Origin of the sequence: Frateuria terrea, assembly GCF_900115705.1 — a bacterium.
GTDB classification, from domain to species: domain Bacteria; phylum Pseudomonadota; class Gammaproteobacteria; order Xanthomonadales; family Rhodanobacteraceae; genus Frateuria_A; species Frateuria_A terrea.
This window is the reverse complement of record NZ_FOXL01000012.1, coordinates 38,469-59,556: the sequence shown is the minus strand read 5'-3', so window position 1 is coordinate 59,556 and position 21,088 is coordinate 38,469. Positions and strand designations below refer to the sequence as shown.

At 67.2% G+C, this 21,088-nt stretch carries 24 protein-coding genes; 15 read left to right on the top strand and 9 right to left on the bottom strand.

All coding sequences use genetic code 11. The features are described 5' to 3' along the window. Positions 1–343: transposase (locus BMZ38_RS17115; RefSeq protein ID WP_139202354.1), on the top strand; the 343-nt coding region annotated here is incomplete at its 5' end. A gap of 225 nt (positions 344–568) precedes the next feature. After that, positions 569–1,000, top strand: coding sequence for a BON domain-containing protein (locus BMZ38_RS17110; protein WP_091340625.1), 432 nt, complete (start codon positions 569–571; stop codon positions 998–1,000). Between the two features lie 72 nt (positions 1,001–1,072). On the opposite strand, the gene BMZ38_RS17105 is transcribed toward BMZ38_RS17110, so the two are convergent. Next, the gene (locus BMZ38_RS17105) at positions 1,073–2,239 is read right to left on the bottom strand and encodes a PilT/PilU family type 4a pilus ATPase (protein WP_091340622.1); all 1,167 of its coding nucleotides are present in this window, start codon (positions 2,237–2,239) and stop codon (positions 1,073–1,075) included. A 65-nt stretch (positions 2,240–2,304) separates the two neighbouring features. Further along, positions 2,305–3,342 carry a type IV pilus twitching motility protein PilT gene (locus BMZ38_RS17100; RefSeq protein ID WP_091340620.1) on the bottom strand — a complete coding sequence of 346 codons (1,038 nt, stop codon included), beginning with the start codon at positions 3,340–3,342 and terminating at the stop codon, positions 2,305–2,307. Between the two features lie 322 nt (positions 3,343–3,664). Here BMZ38_RS17100 and proC point away from each other — a divergent pair, with 322 nt between their 5' ends. Together proC and BMZ38_RS17090 are read left to right on the top strand one after the other, a co-directional pair. Continuing rightward, positions 3,665–4,498: a pyrroline-5-carboxylate reductase gene (proC, locus tag BMZ38_RS17095; RefSeq protein ID WP_091340617.1), complete on the top strand. Its 834-nt coding sequence runs from the start codon at positions 3,665–3,667 to the stop codon at positions 4,496–4,498. Continuing rightward, on the top strand, positions 4,495–5,070 hold the full coding sequence (locus tag BMZ38_RS17090; RefSeq protein WP_091340615.1) for a YggT family protein: 576 nt from the start codon (positions 4,495–4,497) through the stop codon (positions 5,068–5,070). Before proC ends, BMZ38_RS17090 begins: the two co-directional genes overlap by 4 nt. Positions 5,071–5,139: 69 nt before the next feature. On the opposite strand, the gene BMZ38_RS17085 is transcribed toward BMZ38_RS17090, so the two are convergent. The 3 genes from BMZ38_RS17085 to pdxH are packed head-to-tail and all read right to left on the bottom strand — an operon-like array spanning position 5,140 to position 6,961. Beyond that, positions 5,140–5,937 carry an ABC transporter substrate-binding protein gene (locus tag BMZ38_RS17085; protein WP_091340612.1) on the bottom strand — a complete coding sequence of 266 codons (798 nt, stop codon included), beginning with the start codon at positions 5,935–5,937 and terminating at the stop codon, positions 5,140–5,142. Next, a complete protein-coding gene (locus BMZ38_RS17080) occupies positions 5,937–6,377 on the bottom strand; it encodes a secondary thiamine-phosphate synthase enzyme YjbQ (protein WP_091340609.1) in 441 nt (146 codons plus the stop codon). The genes BMZ38_RS17085 and BMZ38_RS17080 overlap by 1 nt, the downstream gene beginning before the upstream one ends. Beyond that, positions 6,374–6,961 (bottom strand): pyridoxamine 5'-phosphate oxidase, encoded by a 588-nt coding sequence (gene pdxH / locus BMZ38_RS17075; protein WP_091340607.1) that lies wholly within the window; start codon positions 6,959–6,961, stop codon positions 6,374–6,376. The genes BMZ38_RS17080 and pdxH overlap by 4 nt, the downstream gene beginning before the upstream one ends. A 39-nt stretch (positions 6,962–7,000) precedes the next feature. Between pdxH and BMZ38_RS17070 the strand changes: the two genes are divergently transcribed. Continuing rightward, positions 7,001–7,831, top strand: coding sequence for a kinase (locus tag BMZ38_RS17070; RefSeq protein ID WP_091340639.1), 831 nt, complete (start codon positions 7,001–7,003; stop codon positions 7,829–7,831). A 122-nt stretch (positions 7,832–7,953) separates the two neighbouring features. Here the strand turns inward: BMZ38_RS17070 and BMZ38_RS17065 are convergent, their stop codons facing one another. Continuing rightward, on the bottom strand, positions 7,954–8,799 hold the full coding sequence (locus BMZ38_RS17065) for an NAD-dependent epimerase/dehydratase family protein (protein WP_091340604.1): 846 nt from the start codon (positions 8,797–8,799) through the stop codon (positions 7,954–7,956). Positions 8,800–8,805: 6 nt separating this feature from the next. Between BMZ38_RS17065 and BMZ38_RS17060 the strand changes: the two genes are divergently transcribed. The 7 genes from BMZ38_RS17060 to BMZ38_RS17030 all read left to right on the top strand — a co-directional run bounded on the left by BMZ38_RS17060 (position 8,806) and on the right by BMZ38_RS17030 (position 16,131). Beyond that, positions 8,806–9,345 (top strand): shikimate kinase, encoded by a 540-nt coding sequence (locus BMZ38_RS17060; protein ID WP_091340602.1) that lies wholly within the window; start codon positions 8,806–8,808, stop codon positions 9,343–9,345. 5 nt (positions 9,346–9,350) lie between these two features. After that, positions 9,351–10,454 carry a 3-dehydroquinate synthase gene (gene aroB, locus BMZ38_RS17055; RefSeq protein WP_091340636.1) on the top strand — a complete coding sequence of 368 codons (1,104 nt, stop codon included), beginning with the start codon at positions 9,351–9,353 and terminating at the stop codon, positions 10,452–10,454. A 135-nt stretch (positions 10,455–10,589) separates the two neighbouring features. Continuing rightward, positions 10,590–10,850: a WGR domain-containing protein gene (locus tag BMZ38_RS17050; protein WP_091340633.1), complete on the top strand. Its 261-nt coding sequence runs from the start codon at positions 10,590–10,592 to the stop codon at positions 10,848–10,850. Position 10,851: 1 nt separating this feature from the next. Further along, positions 10,852–11,925 carry a uroporphyrinogen decarboxylase gene (hemE, locus tag BMZ38_RS17045; protein ID WP_091340599.1) on the top strand — a complete coding sequence of 358 codons (1,074 nt, stop codon included), beginning with the start codon at positions 10,852–10,854 and terminating at the stop codon, positions 11,923–11,925. After that, a complete protein-coding gene (locus BMZ38_RS17040; RefSeq protein WP_091340598.1) occupies positions 11,925–12,275 on the top strand; it encodes a DUF3147 family protein in 351 nt (116 codons plus the stop codon). The genes hemE and BMZ38_RS17040 overlap by 1 nt, the downstream gene beginning before the upstream one ends. 187 nt (positions 12,276–12,462) lie before the next feature. Beyond that, positions 12,463–13,137: a DUF4328 domain-containing protein gene (locus tag BMZ38_RS17035; protein WP_175483824.1), complete on the top strand. Its 675-nt coding sequence runs from the start codon at positions 12,463–12,465 to the stop codon at positions 13,135–13,137. A 165-nt stretch (positions 13,138–13,302) separates the two neighbouring features. Further along, positions 13,303–16,131 (top strand): valine--tRNA ligase, encoded by a 2,829-nt coding sequence (locus BMZ38_RS17030; RefSeq protein ID WP_091340593.1) that lies wholly within the window; start codon positions 13,303–13,305, stop codon positions 16,129–16,131. Between the two features lie 70 nt (positions 16,132–16,201). Here BMZ38_RS17030 and rimI read toward each other — a convergent pair whose 3' ends face one another. From rimI to pssA, 3 genes are read right to left on the bottom strand one after another with little or no spacing between them, the layout of a single operon-like run. After that, on the bottom strand, positions 16,202–16,660 hold the full coding sequence (rimI, locus tag BMZ38_RS17025; protein WP_091340590.1) for a ribosomal protein S18-alanine N-acetyltransferase: 459 nt from the start codon (positions 16,658–16,660) through the stop codon (positions 16,202–16,204). Further along, positions 16,660–17,148, bottom strand: a complete 489-nt coding sequence (locus tag BMZ38_RS17020) for a P-loop NTPase family protein (protein ID WP_091340630.1) — start codon at positions 17,146–17,148, stop codon at positions 16,660–16,662. The genes rimI and BMZ38_RS17020 overlap by 1 nt, the downstream gene beginning before the upstream one ends. Further along, positions 17,145–17,927: a CDP-diacylglycerol--serine O-phosphatidyltransferase gene (gene pssA / locus BMZ38_RS17015; RefSeq protein ID WP_091340588.1), complete on the bottom strand. Its 783-nt coding sequence runs from the start codon at positions 17,925–17,927 to the stop codon at positions 17,145–17,147. Before pssA ends, BMZ38_RS17020 begins: the two co-directional genes overlap by 4 nt. A gap of 124 nt (positions 17,928–18,051) precedes the next feature. On the opposite strand from pssA, the gene BMZ38_RS17010 reads away from it, so the two are divergent. From BMZ38_RS17010 to BMZ38_RS17000, 3 genes are all read left to right on the top strand, one after another. Beyond that, the gene (locus BMZ38_RS17010; protein WP_091340585.1) at positions 18,052–18,468 is read left to right on the top strand and encodes a DUF4124 domain-containing protein; all 417 of its coding nucleotides are present in this window, start codon (positions 18,052–18,054) and stop codon (positions 18,466–18,468) included. Positions 18,469–18,545: 77 nt separating this feature from the next. After that, a complete protein-coding gene (locus BMZ38_RS17005; RefSeq protein ID WP_091340582.1) occupies positions 18,546–20,243 on the top strand; it encodes a proline--tRNA ligase in 1,698 nt (565 codons plus the stop codon). Between the two features lie 222 nt (positions 20,244–20,465). Further along, positions 20,466–20,786 carry an H-NS histone family protein gene (locus BMZ38_RS17000; protein ID WP_091340581.1) on the top strand — a complete coding sequence of 107 codons (321 nt, stop codon included), beginning with the start codon at positions 20,466–20,468 and terminating at the stop codon, positions 20,784–20,786. Positions 20,787–21,088 lie beyond the last annotated feature (302 nt).

Sequence of the window (21,088 nt, the reverse complement as noted above, 5' to 3'; positions counted from 1 at the left end):
AGAGTTGCTGCAGGCCAACCAACCCCTGCTCACCGCCTATCTCATGCGGGACGAGCTGAAACGGCTGTGGTTTTACCGTCGGCCGGGCTGGGCCAAGCAAGCATGGGAACACTGGCTCGAACAGGCCATGAGCAGCGGCATCGCCGCGCTGGCGCTGTTCGCGCAACGGCTCAAGGCCTATCTGCACGGCATCCTTTCCCGATGCCGGTACCCGCTCAACACCAGTGTCGTCGAAGGCATCAACAACACGATCAAGGTCATCAAGCGCCGGGCCTACGGCTACCGGGATCAGGACTATTTCTTCCTGAAGATCCGTGCCGCCTTCCCCGGCATTCCGCGATGAACCTTTTTTTGGCTGCTCCCCGCGCAGGGCGAGGCGGGTTGAACGGATGGATCACGGTGCTTTCGCACCCTCGCAACGTCCATTTCAGCCAGCCGTTCACAACCGTAATTGCCACTGAACACAGCCGGGCGGACGCACACGCCATTCACGGATGCCCTGTTGCCATGGTCGCGCCGATGCGCCACGCATCGCCTGTCTTGCGACAGTCACTCGAAGGAGAGTCCCATGCGTACTTCATCCGCGTTCCGTCATGCCCTGATCGCCGCAAGCCTCACGGCTGCGCTCGCCGCCGTGCCGTTCGCGCAGGCCTTCGCACAGGACACCGGCGCGCAGTCCAGCACCGAGTCCAGCAACCAGACGGTGCCGGGCAAGGTCGACGATGCCTGGATCACCACCAAGGTGAAGTCGGAGTTCGCGACCGCCAGGCACATCCATGCCACCGACATTTCGGTCGATACGAGCGACGGCAAGGTGACGCTGACCGGCAGCGTGGCGAGCAGCAAGGAAAAGAGTCGCGCGATCCACATGGCGCGCAAGGTCAAGGGCGTCAAGAGCGTCGATGCGACCGGCCTCACAGTCACGCCCAAGACCACCAAGAGCACCACGACGACGACCACGACCACCGAGCCGGCGTCAAGCTCGACCTCGGGCATGTAATCCTGGTCGACAGGCAAACGAAGAAGGGAGCCTCGCGGCTCCCTCTTTCGTTTGAAGCCCTGGAGAGCGCCGCTAGCGGCGCAGCATGCCGCCGCCGAACTGGTTGTTGTCGCGGGTGTCCTCCAACTCTACGCCTTCCAGGCCCTGCGACAGGGTGTGCGCGTCGCCGCCCTGGGCCAGCTTGATGCGCAGGCGCACCTCATTGGAACTGTCGGCGTGGCGCAGCGCGTCCTCGTAGCTGATCTCGCCGGCATGGTAGAGCTCGACCAGGCTCTGGTCGAAGGTGCGCATGCCGAGGTTGACCGACTCCTTCATCACCTCCTTGATCTTGTGGATCTCGCCCTGGCGGATGTAGTCCTGCACCAGCGGCGTGCCCAGCAATATCTCCACGGCGGCGCGGCGCGCCTTGCCGTCGGGCGTGGGGATGAGCTGCTGCGCCACGATGCCTTTGAGGTTCAGCGACAGGTCCATGAACAGCTGTTGGCGCCGGTCTTCCGGGAAGAAGTGCAGGATGCGGTCGATCGCCTGGTTGGCGTTGTTCGCGTGCAGCGTGCACAGGCACAGGTGGCCGGTCTCGGAGAAGTTGATCGCGTACTCCATCGTCTCGCGCGTACGCACCTCGCCGATCAGGATCACGTCCGGCGCCTGGCGCAGCGTGTTCTTCAAAGCGTTGTCCCAGCTGTCGGTGTCGATGCCGAGCTCGCGCTGGGTGATGATGCAGCCCTCGTGCTTGTGCACGTATTCGATCGGGTCTTCGATCGTGATGATGTGCCCGGTCGAATTCTGGTTGCGGTAGCCGACCATGGCGGCGAGCGAGGTCGACTTACCCGAACCGGTCGCGCCGACGAAGATGATGATGCCGCGCTTGGTCATCGACAGCGTCTTGAGCACCGGCGGCAGCGTGAGCTCCTCGAAAGTGGGAATCTTCGATTCGATCCGGCGCAGCACCATGCCCACGCAGTTGCGCTGGTAGAAGCACGACACGCGGAAACGCCCCACGCCCTGCGCGGAGATCGCGAACTGGCACTCGTGGGTCTTTTCGAACTCCTCGCGCTGCGCCGGCGTCATCACGTTGAGCACCATGTCGCGCGCCTGCTGCACCGACAGCGGGCTCTGCGTGATCGGCACGATGCGCCCCTGCAGCTTCATCGACGGCGCCACGCCTGCGGTGATGAACAGGTCCGATGCCTTCTTGTGCACCATCAGCTTGAGGAAGGAGGTGAAATCGAAATCGCTCATGGTGGTCTCCTCCGGGAGACGCGACGCGCTGGAAGTGAAGCACGGGGGCGGCTGCGGGCCGCTTCTTACTTGAAAATGTCCTTGTTCTTGGCATACCCGATCGCCTCCTGCCGCGCGATCAGGCCGCGCTTGACCAGGTCCTGCAGGTTCTGGTCCAGCGTCTGCATGCCGTACTGCTGGCCGGTCTGGATCGAGGAATACATCTGCGCCACCTTGTCCTCGCGGATCAGGTTGCGGATGGCCGGGATGCCGACCATGATCTCGTGGGCCGCGATGCGGCCGCCGCCGACCTTCTTCAGCAGCGTCTGCGAGATCACCGCACGCAGCGACTCGGACAGCATCGAGCGCACCATCGGCTTCTCGCCGGCGGGGAACACGTCGATGATGCGGTCGATGGTCTTGGCGGCCGAGCTGGTATGCAGGGTGCCGAATACCAGGTGGCCGGTTTCCGCGGCGGTCAGCGCCAGGCGGATGGTCTCCAGGTCGCGCAATTCGCCGACCAGGATGAAGTCCGGATCCTCGCGCAGCGCCGAGCGCAGCGCTTCGTTGAAGCCGTGCGTGTCGCGATGTACCTCGCGCTGGTTGACCAGGCACTTCTGCGAGGTGTGCACGAACTCGATCGGATCCTCGACCGTGAGCATGTGCCCGTACTCATTCTTGTTGATGTGGTCGACCATCGCCGCCAGCGTGGTGGACTTGCCCGAACCGGTCGGGCCGGTGACCAGGATCAGCCCCTGCGGCTGCTCGATCAGCTCGCGGAAGATGCGCGGCGCGCCCAGGTCTTCCAGTGTCAGCACTTCGGAGGGAATCGTACGGAACACCGCGCCTGCGCCGCGGTTCTGGTTGAACGCGTTGACGCGGAAGCGCGCCAGGCCCGGAATCTCGAACGAAAAATCGGTCTCGAAGAACTCCTCGTAATCGCGCCGCTGCTTGTCCGACATGATGTCGTAGATCAGCGAATGGACCTGCTTGTGCTCCAGCGCGGGGATGTTGATGCGACGCACGTCGCCGTCCACGCGGATCATCGGCGGCAGGCCGGCCGACAGATGCAGGTCCGAGGCCTTGTTCTTGACCGAAAAGGCCAACAGTTCGGCGATGTCCATCGGGCGTTTCCCCTTAAAACGTTCGTCTGGATGGTAGAAGCGGCGCTGCGCAGGGAACCGCCCGGGCGTGGCGCCCTCGCGCGCACCCCATCGCCTTGGAACCGGCCATCGACATCCCCCTTGGCAGCGAGCCGATACTACTCGCGCCAATGGCTGCGGGGCCAGTAGGCAAGGGCCGGCGGGCGGCGAAACTGCGACCCGCGCCCGAGGGTTGCGCAGGGGTGGTCCCGAGGCCTGCGGCGACCGCCAACGCAACATCCACCCGCCAGCCGGACGCTTCGGGTTAAGGTATCGGCCCCACGCAACCCGACTTAGGACCGGCATGACACGACTTGCCTTCATCGGCGGTGGCAACATGGCGCGCAGCCTGATCGGCGGCCTGCTCAAGACCGGCGCCGCGGCCTCGTCCATCCGCGTGGCCGAGCCGCAGGCGCAGGCGCGCGAGGCGCTGGGCCGCGAGTTCGGCGTGGCCACCTTCGCCGAAAACCGGCTGGCTGCCGAGGACGCCGACATCCTGCTGCTGGCGGTCAAGCCGCAAGTGATGCCGGCGCTCAAGGCCGAGCTGCGCGACCTGCTGCAGCGCCAGCGCCCCATGCTGGTCTCGATTGCCGCCGGCGTGCGCCTGGACCAGCTCGAGCGCTGGTTCGGCAGCCACCTGCCGATCGTGCGCTGCATGCCCAACACGCCGGCGCTGATCGGCGCCGGTGCCACGGGCCTGTGCGCCAACGCGCGCGTCAGCCCGCCCCAGAAAGCCCAGGCACAGCACATTCTCGATGCGGTGGGCCTGACCCGCTGGATCGGCGACGAAGCGCTGATGGACACGGTCACCGCGCTGTCGGGCTCCGGCCCGGCCTATTTCTTCGCGCTCGTCGAAGCCCTCGAAGACGCCGCCGTCGCGCAAGGCCTGCCGCGCGAAACGGCTCGCGCACTGGCCGCGCAGACCTGCCTTGGCGCCGGACGCATGCTGGCCGAAAGCGGCGAAGCGCCAGGCGAGTTGCGCCGCCGGGTCACCTCGCCCAACGGTACCACCCAGGCCGCACTGGAAAGCTTCGCCGCCGACGGCCTGGCGCGCATCGCTGCCAACGCCATCGGCGCCGCCACCCGCCGCGGCGCCGAACTGGCGGCCGAACTGGACGCCAAGGAGCCACGCCCGTGATCTACCTCCTCAACGCGTTTTCACTGCTGCTGGAAATCGCCTTCGACCTGCTCGCTACCCTGTTCGTACTGCGGCTGCTGGCCGAAGCCGGACGCGCCGATTTCCGCAACCCGGTAAGCCAGTTCGTCTATCGCTATACCAACCCGGTACTGGCACCCGTGCGCCGCGTGCTGCCCAATTGGCGGCGGATCAACCTGGCCGCGCTGCTGGTCTGCTATCTGGTGATGCTGGTCAAACGGCTGGTGCTGTTCGCGCTTCTCGGTACGATGCCGCACGTAGCAGGTCTGCTCGTGCTGGCGCTGGCCGACCTGCTCGATTTCGTACTGGTCTTCTATCTGGTGCTGGTGTTCGGCTGGTCGCTGCTCAGCATGTTCCAGGTCAGTCCGTACCATCCGGTGATGGGCCTGGTCGAGGCCATCGTCGATCCGCTGCTGCGGCCGCTGCGCGGCAAGCTGGTGGTGGGCATGCTCGACTTCTCTCCGGCCGTGGTGATGATCATCCTGCTGCTCGCCCGCATCCTCATCGCGGCACCGCTGTTCGACTGGGGCGAGCACCTGGCACGCGGTTTCTAGCCGCGTCCCTTGCAGGAGCGCGCGTGATCGCCTTGCTTGTCTGCGGCGTTTCCGAAGGCCCGGAGAGGATCAACGTTGGGCAGCCCACGCAGCGATGATCCGGTGTATTTCGGCCAGGCCATCGAACAGCGCCGCCGGCCCCGGCTGCAGGATGATCGGCGACTTGACCTCGTATACCGCGCCATCGCGGACCGCGGGTATCGCTTCCCAGCCGGGGCGCGCCGCCACCTTCTCCGGCCGGAAGCGCTTGCCGCACCAGGAACCCAGGATGATGTCCGGCGCCCGGCGCACCACCTCGCCGCCATCAGCCAGGATGCGCTGCCTCGCCAGCGGCTCGCGCGCCAGCTCGGGAAACGCATCCTGGCCGCCGGCGATGCCGATCAGCTCGGCGACCCAGCGGATGCCGGTGATGATCGGTTCGTCCCACTCCTCGAAGTAGACCCTCGGCCGCCTGGCCAACGCCGATGCAGCGGCACGGATCTGCGCAATGTGCGCCTCCGCCCGCTGCGCATAGGCTTCGGCCTTGTCGTGCGCGCCGACCATCGCACCCAGCCGCCGGATATAAGCCAGGATGCCATCCACGCTGCGGTGGTTGCTGATCCACACTTCCACGCCCGCCTTGATCAGCTCGCGCGCGATGTCGGCCTGGATGTCGGAGAAGCCGATCGCCAGGTCCGGTTCGAGCTTGAGGATCTCGCCGATCTTCGCGCTGGTGAACGCCGACACCTTCGGCTTCTCCTTGCGTGCCCGCGGCGGCCGCACGGTGAAACCGGAAATACCGACGATGCGACCTTGCTCGCCCAGCGCATAGAGCACCTCGGTCGGCTCTTCGGTCAGGCAGACGATGCGTTGCGGAAACCCGTCCATCAGTGGCCCAGCACGGTCACCGTGACCTTGCGCTGGTGCGGCTCGCGGCGGTGCTCCCACAGATAGATGCCCTGCCAGGTGCCAAGCTGCGGCTTGCCGCCGTGCACCGGCACGGTGAGGCTGACGCCGGTGAGGATCGAGCGCACGTGCGCGGGCATGTCATCCGGGCCCTCGGCATCGTGTTCGAACAGGTTGTCTCCGTCGGGCACGGCGCGGGCGAACCAGCGCTCCAGGTCGGCGCGCACGGTCGGATCGGCGTCTTCGCAGATCAGCAGCGAGCAGCTGGTATGCAGGGTGAAGACGTTGGCGATGCCGGTCTGCACGTGGCTGGCGAGGATCGCCTCGGCCACCTTGCCGGTGATATCGCAGAAACCACGGCCGCGCGTGTGCACGGCAAAGCCGCTCTGCACGACGTGCGGCGCGGGCTGGGCGTGGCTCACGGGTAGAGCAGCCGGCTGGTCCAGGTCTGGCCGTGGCGGCTCCAGCGTACGCGTTCGTGCAGGCGGAACTGGGCGCCGTACCAGAACTCGACCATGTCCGGCTCCACCACGAAACCGCCCCAGTGGGGCGGGCGCGGCACGTCACGGCCTTCGAACTCCTTCTCGCAGCGTGCCACGCGTTGCTCGAAGGTCTCGCGGTCCGGCAGTGTCTGCGACTGCAGCGAGGCCCAGGCACCGATCTGGCTGCCGCGCGCGCGGCTGGCGAAGTAGGCATCCGACTCTTCGGCGAGCAGCTTGCGCGCCACGCCCTCCACGCGCACCTGCACGCCCTGGCGCAACTGTTTCCAGTGGAAGTTGAGCGCCACCTGGGGATGCGCGTCGAGCTGCACGCCCTTGTCGCTTTCGTAGTTGGTGTGGAAGCGGAAGCCGCGTTCGTCGGCTCCTTTCAGCAAGACAATGCGCGAGCTCACCCGGCCGGCCGCGTCGGCGGTGGCCAGGTTCATCGCGGTGGGTTCGGGGTCGCCGCCGGAGGTGGCCTCGTCCAGCAGGCCGAGGAAGGTGTCCAGGATCTCGCGTTTGAGCATGACTCTTGCATCGTGGCGGCGCCGCGCCATCATGCGCGGATGACCAACGATGCTAGCACGCAGAATGTCGCCCTCGCCGGCCATCTGCTCGACCATTACGCCGGGCGCGTCGCGCGTTCACGCCGCCCCTACATCCTGGGCCTGTCCGGCCTGCAGGGCAGCGGCAAGAGCACGCTAGCGCGGGTGATGAAGGCGGAGGCCGAGGCGCGTGGCTGGCCCACCGACGTGCTCACGCTGGACGACTTCTACTACCCGCGCAGCGAACGCGAAGCGCTCGCACGCGAGGTGCATCCGCTGTTGCGCACGCGTGGCGTGCCCGGGACGCACGAGATCGAACTGTTGCTTTCGGTGCTAGCGGCGCTGCCGCAGGCGTCGGAAAAATTGCCGGTGACCTGGCCGCGCTTCGACAAAGGCCGCGACACCCGCATCCCACCTTCGCGCTGGCCGAAGGTCACGCGCCCGCCCAAGCTGGTGATTCTGGAGGGCTGGGCGTTGGGTCTGCGTCCGCAGCTGCAGGCAGCGCTGGAAACGCCGGTGAACGCGCTGGAGCGCGAGGAGGACCCGGACTGCCGCTGGCGCCACTGGGTCAACAAGCAATTGCGCGCCTACCAGCCGCTGTGGCGCAAGCTCGACGCGCTGATCGTGCTGCAGGCGCCGAACTGGGACGTGGTGCGTCGCTGGCGCGGCGAGCAGGAACAAGCCCTGCTTGCGCGGCACGCGCCGCTGGCGATGGACGCCGGGGCGATGGTGCGCTTCCTCGCCCACTTCGAGCGCCTCAGCCGCCACGCTCTGGCCACCCTGCCCGCGCTGGCCGACAGCGTGGTCGAGTTCGACGACAACCGCCACGTCACGGGCCTGGCCCATGCCTGACGCCTCTACTCGGTCCTGCCATGGGGAAAAGGCGGCGGCGATGCAAAGGCGTCAGGCCTCGCCGCCACCCCTATGCCAGGCCCGCACAGGGCCCTCTCCCCACCTGGAGGAAAGGACAAGCGCTACGTCCCGAGCAAGGCGGCATAACCCTGGCGCGCGTCCGGCCAGCGCGGCACGAATCCGCTCGCACGCAACCGCGCATTGCACAGGCGCTTGCTGCCGACGCCGGCTGGCGGCGGTCCTCCCGGCGGACTCGGTGCGCCTATCAGTGAGGCCAGGTGGTCGTACAGCACATCGAGCGGCAGCGGCGTGTCGTCGACGCCCAGGTACAGCGCACCGGCATCGGGCGAGGTGAGCAGATGGGCAATCGCCGCAGCAGCATCGTCGACGTGGATGCGGTTGGCCCAATGGACCCGCCCGCGCGGCACCGCTACCTGCCCCGCGCGCAGGCGCTCGATCAGTTGCAGCCGTCCGGGTCCGTACAAGCCGGCGAGCCGCACCACTGTGGAAGACACCGGTTGGGCTCCGAGCCACTGCTCTGCCTCCAGCAAGACGGCGCCATTGAAACCGGGCGGACGGGCTGGCGTGTCTTCATCGACCCAGCCGCCGGCATGGTCGCCATAGACCGCGCTGGAGGAAACGAACAACACACGCTGCAAAGCCGTGCGATCGAGCGCGGCAAGCACGGTGCGCAGGCCGCCAAGGAACACCGCCTCGTACGCCGCGCGGTCGCGGGCATCCGGCGCCGGCAGGTAGACCAGCCGGGTGATGCCTGCGGGCAGGCCGCCCATCGTCGCCGGCGAGGCGAGATCGCCGGCCAGCCACCGGATGCCGCCATCGCCGGACGCCGGTGGCCGCCGCCGCAAGGCGAACACGGCGTGCCCCTGTGCGCACAGCAACCGCGCCACGCGCAACCCCACGTCGCCGCAACCGGCCAGCAAGACGCGTTCGCCCGTGGTTGCTAGCATGCGTGCATGAACCCCTCGTGCAACCTGTTCCTGATCGGCCCGACCGGTGCCGGCAAGACGTCGATCGGACGACGCCTCGCCGCGCATTATGGCCTGCCGTTCCTGGATCTCGACCAGGAGATCGAGCGCCACTGCGGCGTGGACGTGCGCTGCGTGTTTGAAATCGAAGGCGAGGCAGGCTTCCGCCAGCGCGAAACGGCACTGCTCGATGCGCTCAGCGCGCGCGTCGGCGTGCTGCTCGCCACCGGCGCCGGCGCCGTGCTCGACCCGGCCAACCGGCGTCATCTGGCCGAACGAGGCTTCGTGCTGTGGCTCGACACCACCGTGGAACAGCAGCTCGAACGCCTGGCCCGCGACATTAGGCGCCCCCTGCTCGCCGGCGAAGACCGCCGCGGCAAACTCGAGGCCATGGCGCAACTGCGCGCGCCGCTCTACCGCGAGATCGCCGACTTGCGCATACCTGGCGAACACGAAGACGTGGCGCCGGCGAGCGAACGCTGTCTCGCGCTGCTCGACCAGCACTGGCAACGGCAGCAGGCTGCATGAACCGCATGAACGAGACGGACGTCCAGACCATCGAAGTCGCGCTCGGCGAACGCCGCTACCCGGTGTGGATCGGCCGTGGCCTGCTCGGCGATGGCGCCCGCTGGCGCGCGCGCCTGCGTGGCCGCCACGCGCTGGTGGTCAGCAATACCACCGTGGCACCGCTCTACCTGGAGCGGCTGGCGCGAGGCCTGGAGGGGCTGCAGTGGTCGAGCTTCCTGCTGGAGGATGGCGAGGCGCACAAGAGTTTTGCCAATGTCGGCCGCGCACTGGAAGCGCTCGCCCTGCTCGGCGCCACCCGCGACGCCTGCGTGATCGCCCTGGGTGGGGGTGTGGTCGGCGACCTGGCAGGTTTTGCCGCTGCCTGCTGGATGCGCGGCATCGATTTCATCCAGGTGCCGACCACGCTACTGGCGATGGTCGACTCGTCGGTCGGCGGCAAGACCGGCGTGAACCTGCCGTCCGGGAAGAACCTGGTCGGCGCCTTCCATCAGCCGCGCGCGGTGGTGGCCGACATCGATACCCTTGCCACCCTGCCCGATCGCGAATACCGCGCGGGCCTGGCCGAAGTGGTGAAGGGCGCGGCGATCGGCGATGCGGACTTCTTTGCCTGGCTCGAAGCGCATGCCGATACCCTGGCCGCCCGCGGCAGCGCCGCCATCGTCGAAACGATCGCGCGCAAGGTGCGCTACAAGGCCGGCGTGGTTGCCCGCGACGAGACCGAGCAGGGCGAACGCGCGCTGCTCAACCTGGGCCATACCTTCGGCCACGCGCTGGAAACCGCCGGTCGCTACACGGCCTTGCTGCACGGCGAGGCGGTGGCAATCGGCATGCTGCTCGCTGCGCGGCTCTCCGAACGGCTGGACATGAGCCACGCCGACGACACCGGCCGCCTGCTGCGCCTGCTCGAGCGCCTGGGCCTGCCCGTCGCGATGCCGGATGGCCTGGAGCCCGAGCAGCTGCTCGCGCTGATGCGGCTGGACAAGAAGAACACCGCCGGTACGTTGCGCCTGATCCTGTGGCGCGGCATCGGCCGGGCCGAGATCGTGGCCGGGGTCGACGAAGACGCCGTGCTCGCCACGCTCAAAGAGGCCCGGGCACGGACGAGCTAGCCGCCCATTTCCTCCATCTTGTTCGCGCAGTGCTGCGCCGATGATCGGGCGCGTTGTCGCCGTGCCTCGCCAGCACCACGGCGGCCCTCTAGAATGGGCTCCTTGCGGCGCCTCCGCCGCACCATCACGGACACCATGCGCCTTTACCTGCAAACCATGCCCGCTTCGGCCGAGGCGCCGCGTTACGTGCAGATCGTGCTCGAGCAGGATCTGCTCGGCGGCTGGACGCTGTACCGCGAAAGCGGCACGCAGGGCGGCAAGGCCACGCTCAAGCGCGAGCAGTTCCTCGAGCGTGACGCAGCCATCGCAGCGTTCGAGAAGGCACGCGATGCGCAGCTGAAGCGCGGCTTCCGCGTGATGTTCGCCCAGGGCCTGGACGGCCCGCACGGACGCTGACATGACCGCTGTGCTCAAGAACGACCGCTTCCTGCGCGCGCTGCGGCGCGAGCCCACCGACACGACGCCGATCTGGGTGATGCGCCAGGCCGGGCGCTACCTGCCGGAATACCGCGCCACGCGCGAACGCGCCGGCAGCTTCATGGGCCTGGCGCAGAACCCCGAGTACGCCTGCGAAGTGACGCTGCAGCCGTTGGAGCGTTTCGAGCTCGACGCGGCGATCCTGTTCTCCGACATTCTGACCATCCCCGATGCGATGGGCCTGGGGCTGTCCTTCGCCCACGGCGAGGGCCCGCAGTTCGCGCGCCCCCTGCGCAGCGCGGCGGACGTCGCGAGGCTGGGCGTGCCGGACATGGACGGCGAGCTGCGCTACGTGATGGACGCGGTGCGGCTCATCCGCAAGGAGCTGGACGGCCGCGTGCCGCTGATCGGCTTCTCCGGCAGCCCGTGGACGCTCGCCTGCTACATGGTCGAAGGCCGCGGCTCGCGCGACTTCGCCACGCTCAAGGCGATGTGCTGGAACGAACCTGCGCTGGCGCACCGGCTGCTCGCCACCCTGGCAAGTGCGGTGGCCGCCTACCTTTCGGCCCAGGCCGCCGCCGGTGCGCAGGCGCTGATGGTCTTCGATACCTGGGGTGGCCTGCTCGGCCCCGGGCCGTTTCGCGAGTTTTCACTGCGCTACATGCGCGAGGTGGTCGCCGCGCTGAAGGCGGACGCGCGTGCGCGCGAGCTGCCGGTGATCCTGTTCTCCAAGGGCGCCGGCCAGCACCTGGCCGAGATGGCCGACTCGGGCTGTTCGGCGCTGGGCGTGGACTGGACCATCGACCTGGCCGACGCGCGTCGTGCGGTGGCGGGCAAGGTTGCCCTGCAGGGCAACCTTGATCCGGCCGTGCTGCGCTCCAACCCCGAGGTCATCCGCCGCGAAGCACGCGTCGTGCTGGACAACTACGGCAACCACCCCGGCCACGTGTTCAACCTTGGGCACGGCATCACGCCGGAGGTCGAACCCGACCACGTCAAAGTGCTGGTCGACGAGGTGCACGCCTACGGTCGCCACCTGCGGGCCGGCCGCTGATGGGCTGGCTCATCACCAAGTATCTGGTGACCGCCGCCGTGGTGGTGCTGGTGTCCGAGGCGGCCAAACGCAGCGACCGGCTGGGTGGCCTGCTCGGTGCGCTGCCCATGGTCACCCTCCTGGCGCTGGTGTGGCTCTATCTCGAGCACCAGTCGCAGCAGAAGATCGCCAACCACGCCTGGTACACGTTCTGGTACGTGCTGCCGACCCTGCCGATGTTCCTGGTCTTCCCGGGGCTGCTGCCGCGGCTGGGCTTCTGGTTCACGCTGCTCGCCTGCGCGGTCATCACGGTGGCGTGCTTCGGGCTGTTCGCGCTCGCGGTGCGGCGCTTCGGGATCGAGCTCCTCTAGCTCAGGCGCCACCACCTAGCACACCCCCGCTTGCCCTGTCCATACCTCCGGCGCATGATGGGGCCGCCGGCAAATGGCCGGTCGGCAAAAGGCAGGGGGTGCCGTCATGTCGCGTATCAGTCCTTTCACCGCGGCGGTTTCGGCCGCAAACGATGTTGCGCAACCGTACGTTTTCCAATCACCAGCAATGCTGGGCAACGGCGTGCGCGGGGTGCTGGCGGCCTTCGTGCTGCTCACGCTGGCGGTCGTGGGGGTCATGTTCCACGGACTGCAACTGCTCCAGCAAGGCATCGACGCAGGCATCAGTACAGGGCTCCAGGACGAGCTGGCCAGCGCCGGCCGACTGCAGTTGAACCTGTTCCGCCTGCAACTGGTGCTGATGCTGGCCTGCTACGCCTGGGCCGGTTGCTGGATCTACCGGGTGGCCTGCAACGTTCGCGCACTCGGGGCCAAGGGCCTGGATGACTCGCCCGGCTGGGCGGTGGGCTGGTATGCCGTGCCCTTCATGAACCTGATGCGGCCGATGCGGGCCATGACGCAAGTCTGGCTCGCGTCCCGCGCGCCGGCGCGCTGGCAGAAGCTCGGTACGCCGCGCCTGCTGGCCGCGTGGTGGGCTTTCTGGATCGCCGGAAACCTGTCCTACTGGTTCGTCACGCAGTATCTGCGGCCGGAGCACACCTTCGAGGGGCTGCATACCCAGCAGATGCTGCTGCTCTGCGGGCAGGCACTGAACCTGGTAGCCGCCGCGCTGTTCCTGCTCGTCGTGTCCAGGCTCACCCGGATGCAGATGGAAGAGCACGAGCGCCAGCAGGCCGCACCGGCGGTACGCACGTCCTCGCTCGCCGACGCCTTCGTGCTGTAAACCGGCCGCGGTCAGGACACGATCCCCCGGCTCGCGCGAGCCGGGGGCGTTCGGCGGTTTGCGCTCGCCGCGGACACCGCTTGGGGCCATCACGCGCGCCCCGTACAATCGCAGGCTTACCTTCCATGACGCGCGCGCCGCACGGCGCGCCATCGCGAGCCTCCGATGGAAAAAAGTTTCGAGCCCGGCCAGATCGAATCGAAGTGGTATGCCCACTGGGAACAGCGCGGCGCCTTCCAGCCGAGCGGCCAGGGCGAGCCCTACTGCATCCTGCTGCCGCCGCCGAACGTGACCGGCACGCTGCACATGGGCCATGCGTTCCAGCAGACTGTGATGGACATGCTGATCCGCTACCAGCGGATGCGCGGCATGAACACGCTCTGGCAGGTGGGCACTGACCACGCCGGCATCGCCACGCAGAAGATCGTGGAGAACCAGCTCGCTGCCGAGGGCAAGTCGCGCCACGATCTGGGCCGCGAGCCGTTCGTCGAGCGCGTGTGGCAATGGAAGGAGGAATCGGGCTCGACCATCACCAACCAGATGCGCCGCCTGGGCGTGGCCGCCGACTGGTCGCGCGAGCGCTTTACCATGGACGAGGGGCTCTCGGCCGCGGTGCGCAAGGTATTCGTGCAGTGGTACCGCGACGGCCTGATCTATCGCGGCAACCGCCTGGTGAACTGGGACCCGGCGCTGGGCACGGCGGTGTCGGACCTGGAGGTCAACAACGTCGAGCGCGACGGCCACATGTGGTCGATCCGCTACATGACCGCCGATGGCGCGGGTTCCGTGGTGGTCGCCACCACGCGCCCGGAAACCATGCTGGGCGACGTCGCGGTCGCGGTGCATCCGCAGGACGAGCGCTACGCGCACCTGATCGGCGCGAAGCTGCACCTGCCGCTGACCGGCCGCGAGATCCCGGTGATCGCCGACGACTACGTCGACCGCGAGTTCGGCACCGGCTGCGTGAAGATCACCCCGGCACACGACTTCAACGACTACGCGATCGGCCAGCGCCACAGGCTGGAGCCGATCAACATCTTCACGCTCGACGCGAAGATCAACGACAACGCACCGGAGAAGTACCGCGGGCTGGACCGCTACGAGGCACGCAAGGCCGTACTGGCCGACCTGGAGGCGACCGGCCTGCTGGTCGAGACCAAGCCGCACAAGCTGCAGGTGCCGGTGAGCCAGCGTTCGGACGCGGTGATCGAGCCGATGCTGACGGACCAGTGGTTCGTCGACCTCACTTCCGACGTGCTGGCCGACGGCCGCCCGGGCGGTCGCACCGCCATCACCGAACCGGCGCTGGACGCCGTGCGCTCGGGCGCGATCCGCTTCGTCCCGGAGAACTGGACCACGACTTATACGCAGTGGCTGGAGAACATCCAGGACTGGTGCATCAGCCGCCAGCTCTGGTGGGGCCACCGCATTCCGGCGTGGTACGACGAGGCGGGCAACATCTTCGTCGGAGAGGACGAGCAGGACGCGCGCCGCCACGCCACCACCGAGCCGGTCGGCGCCCTTCGCCAGGACGACGACGTGCTCGATACCTGGTTCTCCTCCGCACTGTGGCCCTTCTCCACGCTGGGCTGGCCGATGACGGGCCCGGTGAAGAACGAGCGCGGCGAGGTGGTCGCCAACTGGGAGCAGGACAAGCTGTTCCTGCCCAGCGCGGTGCTGGTCACCGGCTTCGACATCATCTTCTTCTGGGTCGCGCGCATGGTCATGGCGACCCTGTACTTCACCAAGCAGGTGCCCTTCCGCGAGGTCTACATCAACGCCATCGTGCGCGACGCCGAAGGCCAGAAAATGTCCAAGTCCAAGGGCAACACGCTGGACCCGCTGGACCTCATCGACGGCATCGGCCTTGAACCACTGGTGGACAAATCCACCCGCTCGCTGCTGATCCCGCAGGTACGCGAGAAGGTCGAGAAGCGCATCCGCAAGGATTATCCGCAAGGCATTCCGGCGATCGGCACCGATGCGCTGCGCTTCACCTTCGCCGCGCTGGCCAGCTACAGCCGCACGATCAACTTCGACATCAAGCGCGCCGAAGGCTACAAGGCGTTCTGCAACAAGCTGTGGAATGCGGCGCGGTTCGTGCTGATGAACCTCCCGGAGGGGACGATCAACGCGCCCGTTGGCGCACCGTCGACCGAGGCGGAGCGATGGATCCTCACGCGCCTCCGGCAAACGCTCACCGACGTCGAGGAACACTTCGCCACCTACCGTTTCGACCTGCTCGCGCAGGCGCTCTACGAGTTCGTCTGGAACGAGTACTGCGACTGGTTCCTCGAGCTGTCGAAGCCGGCGTTGAGCGGCGAGGACGCGGCTGCCGCGGCGTCCACCCGCCACACCCTGCTGGTCGTGCTTGAGACCGTGCTGCGCGCGTTGCACCCGATCATTCCTTTCATCACCGAGGAGATCTGGCAGGCGGTGGCGCCACGGCTCGGCATGCAGGGGCAAGGCATCATGGAACGGCCATGGCCGGACGCCCGCGAGCTGCCGACCGACGTGGCGGCAAGCGCCGAGATCGAATGGGTCAAGGCAGTGCTTTCGGGCATCCGGCGCATCCGCTCGGAAATGAACATCGCCCCGGGCAAGACCATTCCTCTGCTGCTTGCCGACGGTGATGAACCCGATCGCGCGCGCGCGATCAAGTTTGCCGCGCAGATCGCCTTCCTCGCGCGCACCGACGTACCGCAATGGATCGAACCGGGCGCGGAGGAACCGGCCACAGCCGCCGCGGTGGTCGGCAGCCTGCGCGTGCTGATCCCGCTGGCCGGACTGATCGACCTCGGCGCGGAGAAGGCCCGCCTGGGCAAGGAGATCGCGCGGATCGAGGGCGAGATCAAAAAGTGCGAGGGCAAGCTGGGCAATGCCAACTTCGTGGCCAATGCGCCTGCCGAGGTCGTGGCGCAGGAGCGCCAGCGCATCGTCGACTGGGGTACACAGCTGGAGGCGTTGCGGGAGCAGGCGCGCAAGCTGGGATGATTGCGGTAGGCCCGCCCGCGGCTCTGCGGCAAGCCTGGCGTCCGCTTCGAGCGAGGTGATCGCGGCAGCGTCAGCCGAGCGCCATCACGATGGCGTCTTCGCGTCCGCCCTTGGCCGGGTAGTACCGCGGGCGCCGGCCGATCTCCTTGAAGCCGACCGAGGCATACAGCTGCTGCGCCACCGGGTTCGATGGGCGCACCTCGAGGAACACCCTTTCGGCACCGCTCCAGCGCGCCACGTCGAGCAGGCGGCCGAGCAGATGCCGGCCCAGGCCACGACCACGCCAGTCCGGACCGATGCACAGGTTGAGCACGTGCGCCTCGCCGGCGGCGACCGAAAGGATGCCGTAGCCGGCCACTTCGCCATCGCTGCACAGCACCCAGCATGGATGCCCGGCCTTGAGGCAGTCGCCAAAAATGCCGGGCGACCAGGGAAAATCGTAAGAGGCGCTTTCCAGCGCACTGACCGCGGCCAGGTCCTCGCGGCGCATCGCACGGATCTCGACGCATGGACGGGCCACCGCGACCATCATGCGCCCTCTGGCACCGCCAAGGCGCGCCGCAGCTGGCGCAGCGCGGTCCACAGCCGGCGCTTGCCGCCGCCGTCGGCGAGCTGCGAGGGCTCGTCGGCCAGCACGATCTGCGCCTGGTTCATTATCGCCGCAGGCAGCTCGCGCCCCAGCGCGTGAGCCTGTGCCTGGCCGAACACCAGGTAGGCGCGTACCGGCGGCACGGCGCTGCCGGGGCGACCGTCCTTGACCAGGATACGGCCGGCGCGCGCCAGCTCGGGGCCATAGGTGGCCAGTGCGCGGCCGAGCAGATCCAGCTCACGCGCCGTGCAGCCGTCCGGCAACAGCACCACGCAGGAGGCTGGTGCCACCTCCGGCGCGGCGATGGGCTCCACCAAAGACTCGTTCGGCAGCGTGGTCGCGCGGCGCACCCATGGCGTGACACCCAGCGCCCGCAGCATCCGCGTGCGCCGCGAAACGCCTCCGCGGCTGGCCGGCGCTGCGCTCATGGCCTGGCGCGACGGGTCCGCCGGCGATGCGCGGCGCGGCCCCACAGGGTCACCACCGGACCGGACAGCAGGTACAGCGTGAACACCACGAACAGCACCCGGGGCGGGTCGATCAGGAACGGCACCAGCACCAGCACCGCCACCAGCACCCACAGGAACGGCACCCGGTCGCGCTCGCCCATCGGCAGCGACTTGAAGCTGTAGTAACGAAAGCGGCTGACCATCAGCAGGCCGACCACCACCGCCATGGCGAGCGTCAGGAAGCACAGCCTCGTGCCGGGCACCTGGAACTTCTCCATCGTCCACACGAAGGACATGCACACCGCCGCCGCCGCCGGACTGGCCAGGCCCTGGAAATAGCGCTTGTCGATCACCCCGACCTGGGTGTTGAAGCGGGCCAGGCGCAGCGCGGCGCAGGCGGCATAGAGGAAGGCCGCGGCCCAGCCGATCTTGCCCCACACCGGCCCGAAGTCGCGCAGCGAGGAAAGCGACCAGTTGTACATCACCAGCGAGGGCGCCAGGCCGAAGCTCACCAGATCGGACAACGAGTCGTACTGCACGCCGAACTCGCTCTGTGTGCCGGTCAACCGCGCCACGCGGCCGTCCATGCCGTCGAGCACCGCCGCCACGAACACGGCGATGGCCGCTTCGGTGAAGCGTCCGCCGATGCTCGCCACGATCGCGTAGTAGCCGGCGAACATGGCTGCCGTGGTGAACAGGTTCGGCAGCAGATAGATGCCCCGGTGGCGGGGCGTGCGGACTGGCAGGTGCTCGCTCATGCAACGATCCGTGACGGAATGCGCGAGAGTGTAAACCATCGCCCGTCAACGGCCGGCGTGCGCTTGAGTCCGGCCGTCCGCAGTGATAACTAGTGCCGGGGCCCAACGCCTCCAGGAGAATCCCATGCGCCGCCTGCCTCTCGCCTTCGTGTTGCTGCTGCTCGCACCGGCGGTTGCCGCGCAGGTGTACAAGTGGACCGATGCCCACGGTACCGTGCATTACTCCGAAACCCCGCCGCCGCAGGGCATGCAGTACAAGCGCATCGACACCCATGGCATGGAGCAGCCGGCATCGCCCGCACCGGTCAAGGCATCCGAAGCAGCCGCGAAGCCAGCTTCCGCAGGCAGCAGCGAAATGCCCAACACGCCGGAAAACCGCGCCAGGTTGTGCAGCTCGCTCAAAGCCAACCTGGATCTGCTCAAGGGCAAGGGCGCCGTCGTGCTGGAGGAAGGCGGCAAGTCGGTGGCGCTGGACGAAAGCCAGCGCAGCCAGCAGATCGCGCTGGCCGACCAGCAGTACCAGCAGTTCTGCAGCCAGTAGGCCAACCACGCAGCAACGGGCGCGTAATGCCGGGGATGGCCAACGTATAATCGGCCTCTTTACCCCGGAATACCGCCATGCGCCTCAGCCAATTCCACCTGGCCACCGTCAAGGAAGTCCCCGCCGACGCCGAACTCACCAGCCATCGGCTGATGCTGCGCGCCGGCATGATCCGCAAGCTCGCCTCGGGCCTGTACACCTGGTCACCGCTGGGACTGCGGGTGTTGCGCAAGGTGGAGAACGTCGTACGCGACGAAATGGACCGGGCCGGCGCGATGGAAATGCTGATGCCCGCGGTGCAGCCGAAGGAACTGTGGAAGGAGACCGGCCGCTGGGACAAGTTCGGCAGCGAACTGCTGAAGATCCGCGACCGCAAGGAACAGGAATTCGTCTTCGGCCCGACCCATGAGGAAGTCATTACCGACTTCGCGCGCAACGAACTGAAAAGCTACAAGCAGCTGCCGATCAACTTCTACCAGATCCAGACCAAGTTCCGTGACGAGATCCGGCCACGTTTCGGCGTGATGCGCGCGCGCGAGTTCCTGATGAAGGACGCCTATTCCTTCCATCTCTCGCCCGAGTCACTCAATGAAACGTACGAGGTCATGTACCAGACCTACTCGCGCATTTTCAGCCGGCTTGGATTGAAGTTCCGCGCCGTGCAGGCGGACACCGGCGCGATCGGCGGCAACGCCAGCCATGAATTCCAGGTGTTGGCCGATTCGGGCGAGGACGCGATCGCCTTTTCCGATCGTTCCGACTATGCGGCCAATATCGAAAAGGCCGAAGCGCTGGCACCGGCGGGCGAGCGACCTGCCCCGCGCGCTGAACTCAAGCGCGTGGATACACCCACGCAAAAGACCATCGCCGACGTCAGCGCGTTTCTCGGCGTCTCGCCGCAACAGTGTGTCAAGACATTGCTGGTGCGCGGGCGAGAAGGGCTGGTCGCCCTGTGCCTGCGCGGCGACCACGAAATCAATGAGGTGAAGGCAGGCAAGCTGCCCGAATTGCCCGACGAGTCGGTACTGGCCCCGGAAGAGGAGATTCTCTCCGCCACAGGCACGCGCCCCGGCTTCATCGGCCCGGTCGGCCTGCCCGGGAACATTCCGGTCATCGTCGACCGTAGCGCCGCGGTGCTTGCCGATTTCGTCTGCGGCGGCAATGCCGATGGCACCCATTACACCGGTGCGAACTGGGAGCGCGACGCCCGCATTACCCGCGTCGAAGATATTCGCCAGGTGGTCGAGGGCGACCCTTCGCCGGACGGCCACGGCACGCTGCAGATGGCCCGCGGCATCGAAGTCGGCCACATTTTCCAGCTGGGGCCGAAATATGCCCAGGCACTGGGCGCGACCGTGCTGGATGACCAGGGCAAGGCGCAGGTAATGATGATGGGCTGCTACGGCATCGGCGTCAGCCGCATCGTGGCCGCCGCGATCGAGCAGTCGCACGACGAGGCCGGGATTATCTGGCCCGAAGCCATGGCGCCCTGGCGCGTGGCCGTCTGCATCATCAATCCGAAGAACCTGCCCGAGGTGCGCGAGGCGGCCGAAGCGCTGTACCGCAAACTTGAAGGCCGCGGCGTCGAAACGCTGCTGGATGACCGCGGCCTGCGCCCGGGCCAGATGTTTGCCGACCTGGAATTGATCGGCATTCCGCACCGCGTGGTGGTAAGCGAGCGGGGCCTGGCGAGCGGCACCCTGGAATACCGCCGCCGCGGCGAAGCCGAAAACCGCGCCATTACCGAGGACGAATTGTTCACACTGCTGGCCTGAAAGTAAGTCGCGATTGGGGTTGCATGTCATTGCTGTGCAACCCGGTATGGCAATCGACCCGGCGGTTTATGCGGTGGATCGCATTATCCGTCCCGCCACGGGTTAATCGCCTTTTGCAATTGCCCCCGCCATTGGGCGAGAATGCTTCCCCGAAACGGACGCACCGCTCTCAGTGACGAGAGGCGACATACATAATCGAAAGACTTATCCGGGAGCCCACGCATGGCAGTCGATATCAAGAACCTCAACCACAACCAGCTCAATGAACTGATCAGCAAGGCGCAGACGCGCCAGACGGAGCTGCGCAAGGAGAAGGTTGCCAAGCTGCGCGAAAAGATCCATGCCATGGTCAAGGCCGAAGGCTTCGCCATGGAAGATGTCTTCGGCGGCACCCGCAAGGCCCGCCGCAGCACCGGCACGGTGGCGCCGAAGTACCGTAACCCGGCCAATCCGGAGCAGACCTGGTCCGGCCGCGGCAAGCGCCCGCGCTGGTTCAACGATGCGCTGAAGGCCGGCAAGAAGGAAAAGGATCTGGCGATCTGATCCGGCGGCTGCCATGAATGGAAAACACCGGCCATTGGCCGGTGTTTTTTTATGTGGCCTAGCCGCGTGCCGGTTGTCCGTTGGAAGAACCTTGATTTTGGCTTGCACCCACCGTCGACGCGAAAAGAACCCATGTAGCGCCTGGGCTGCGCTCCAGGACCGTAAGAAATATCGGCGCAATAGCCAGCGCTTCTTTCCATTTAGCCTTCCCTCTCCGGGATAGGCCAGGGTAAAGATTCGGTGCCGGCATCCCCGCTTCGCCCGAACCCTCGCCCCGCATATCGGTAACCTCTCCCGAAGGG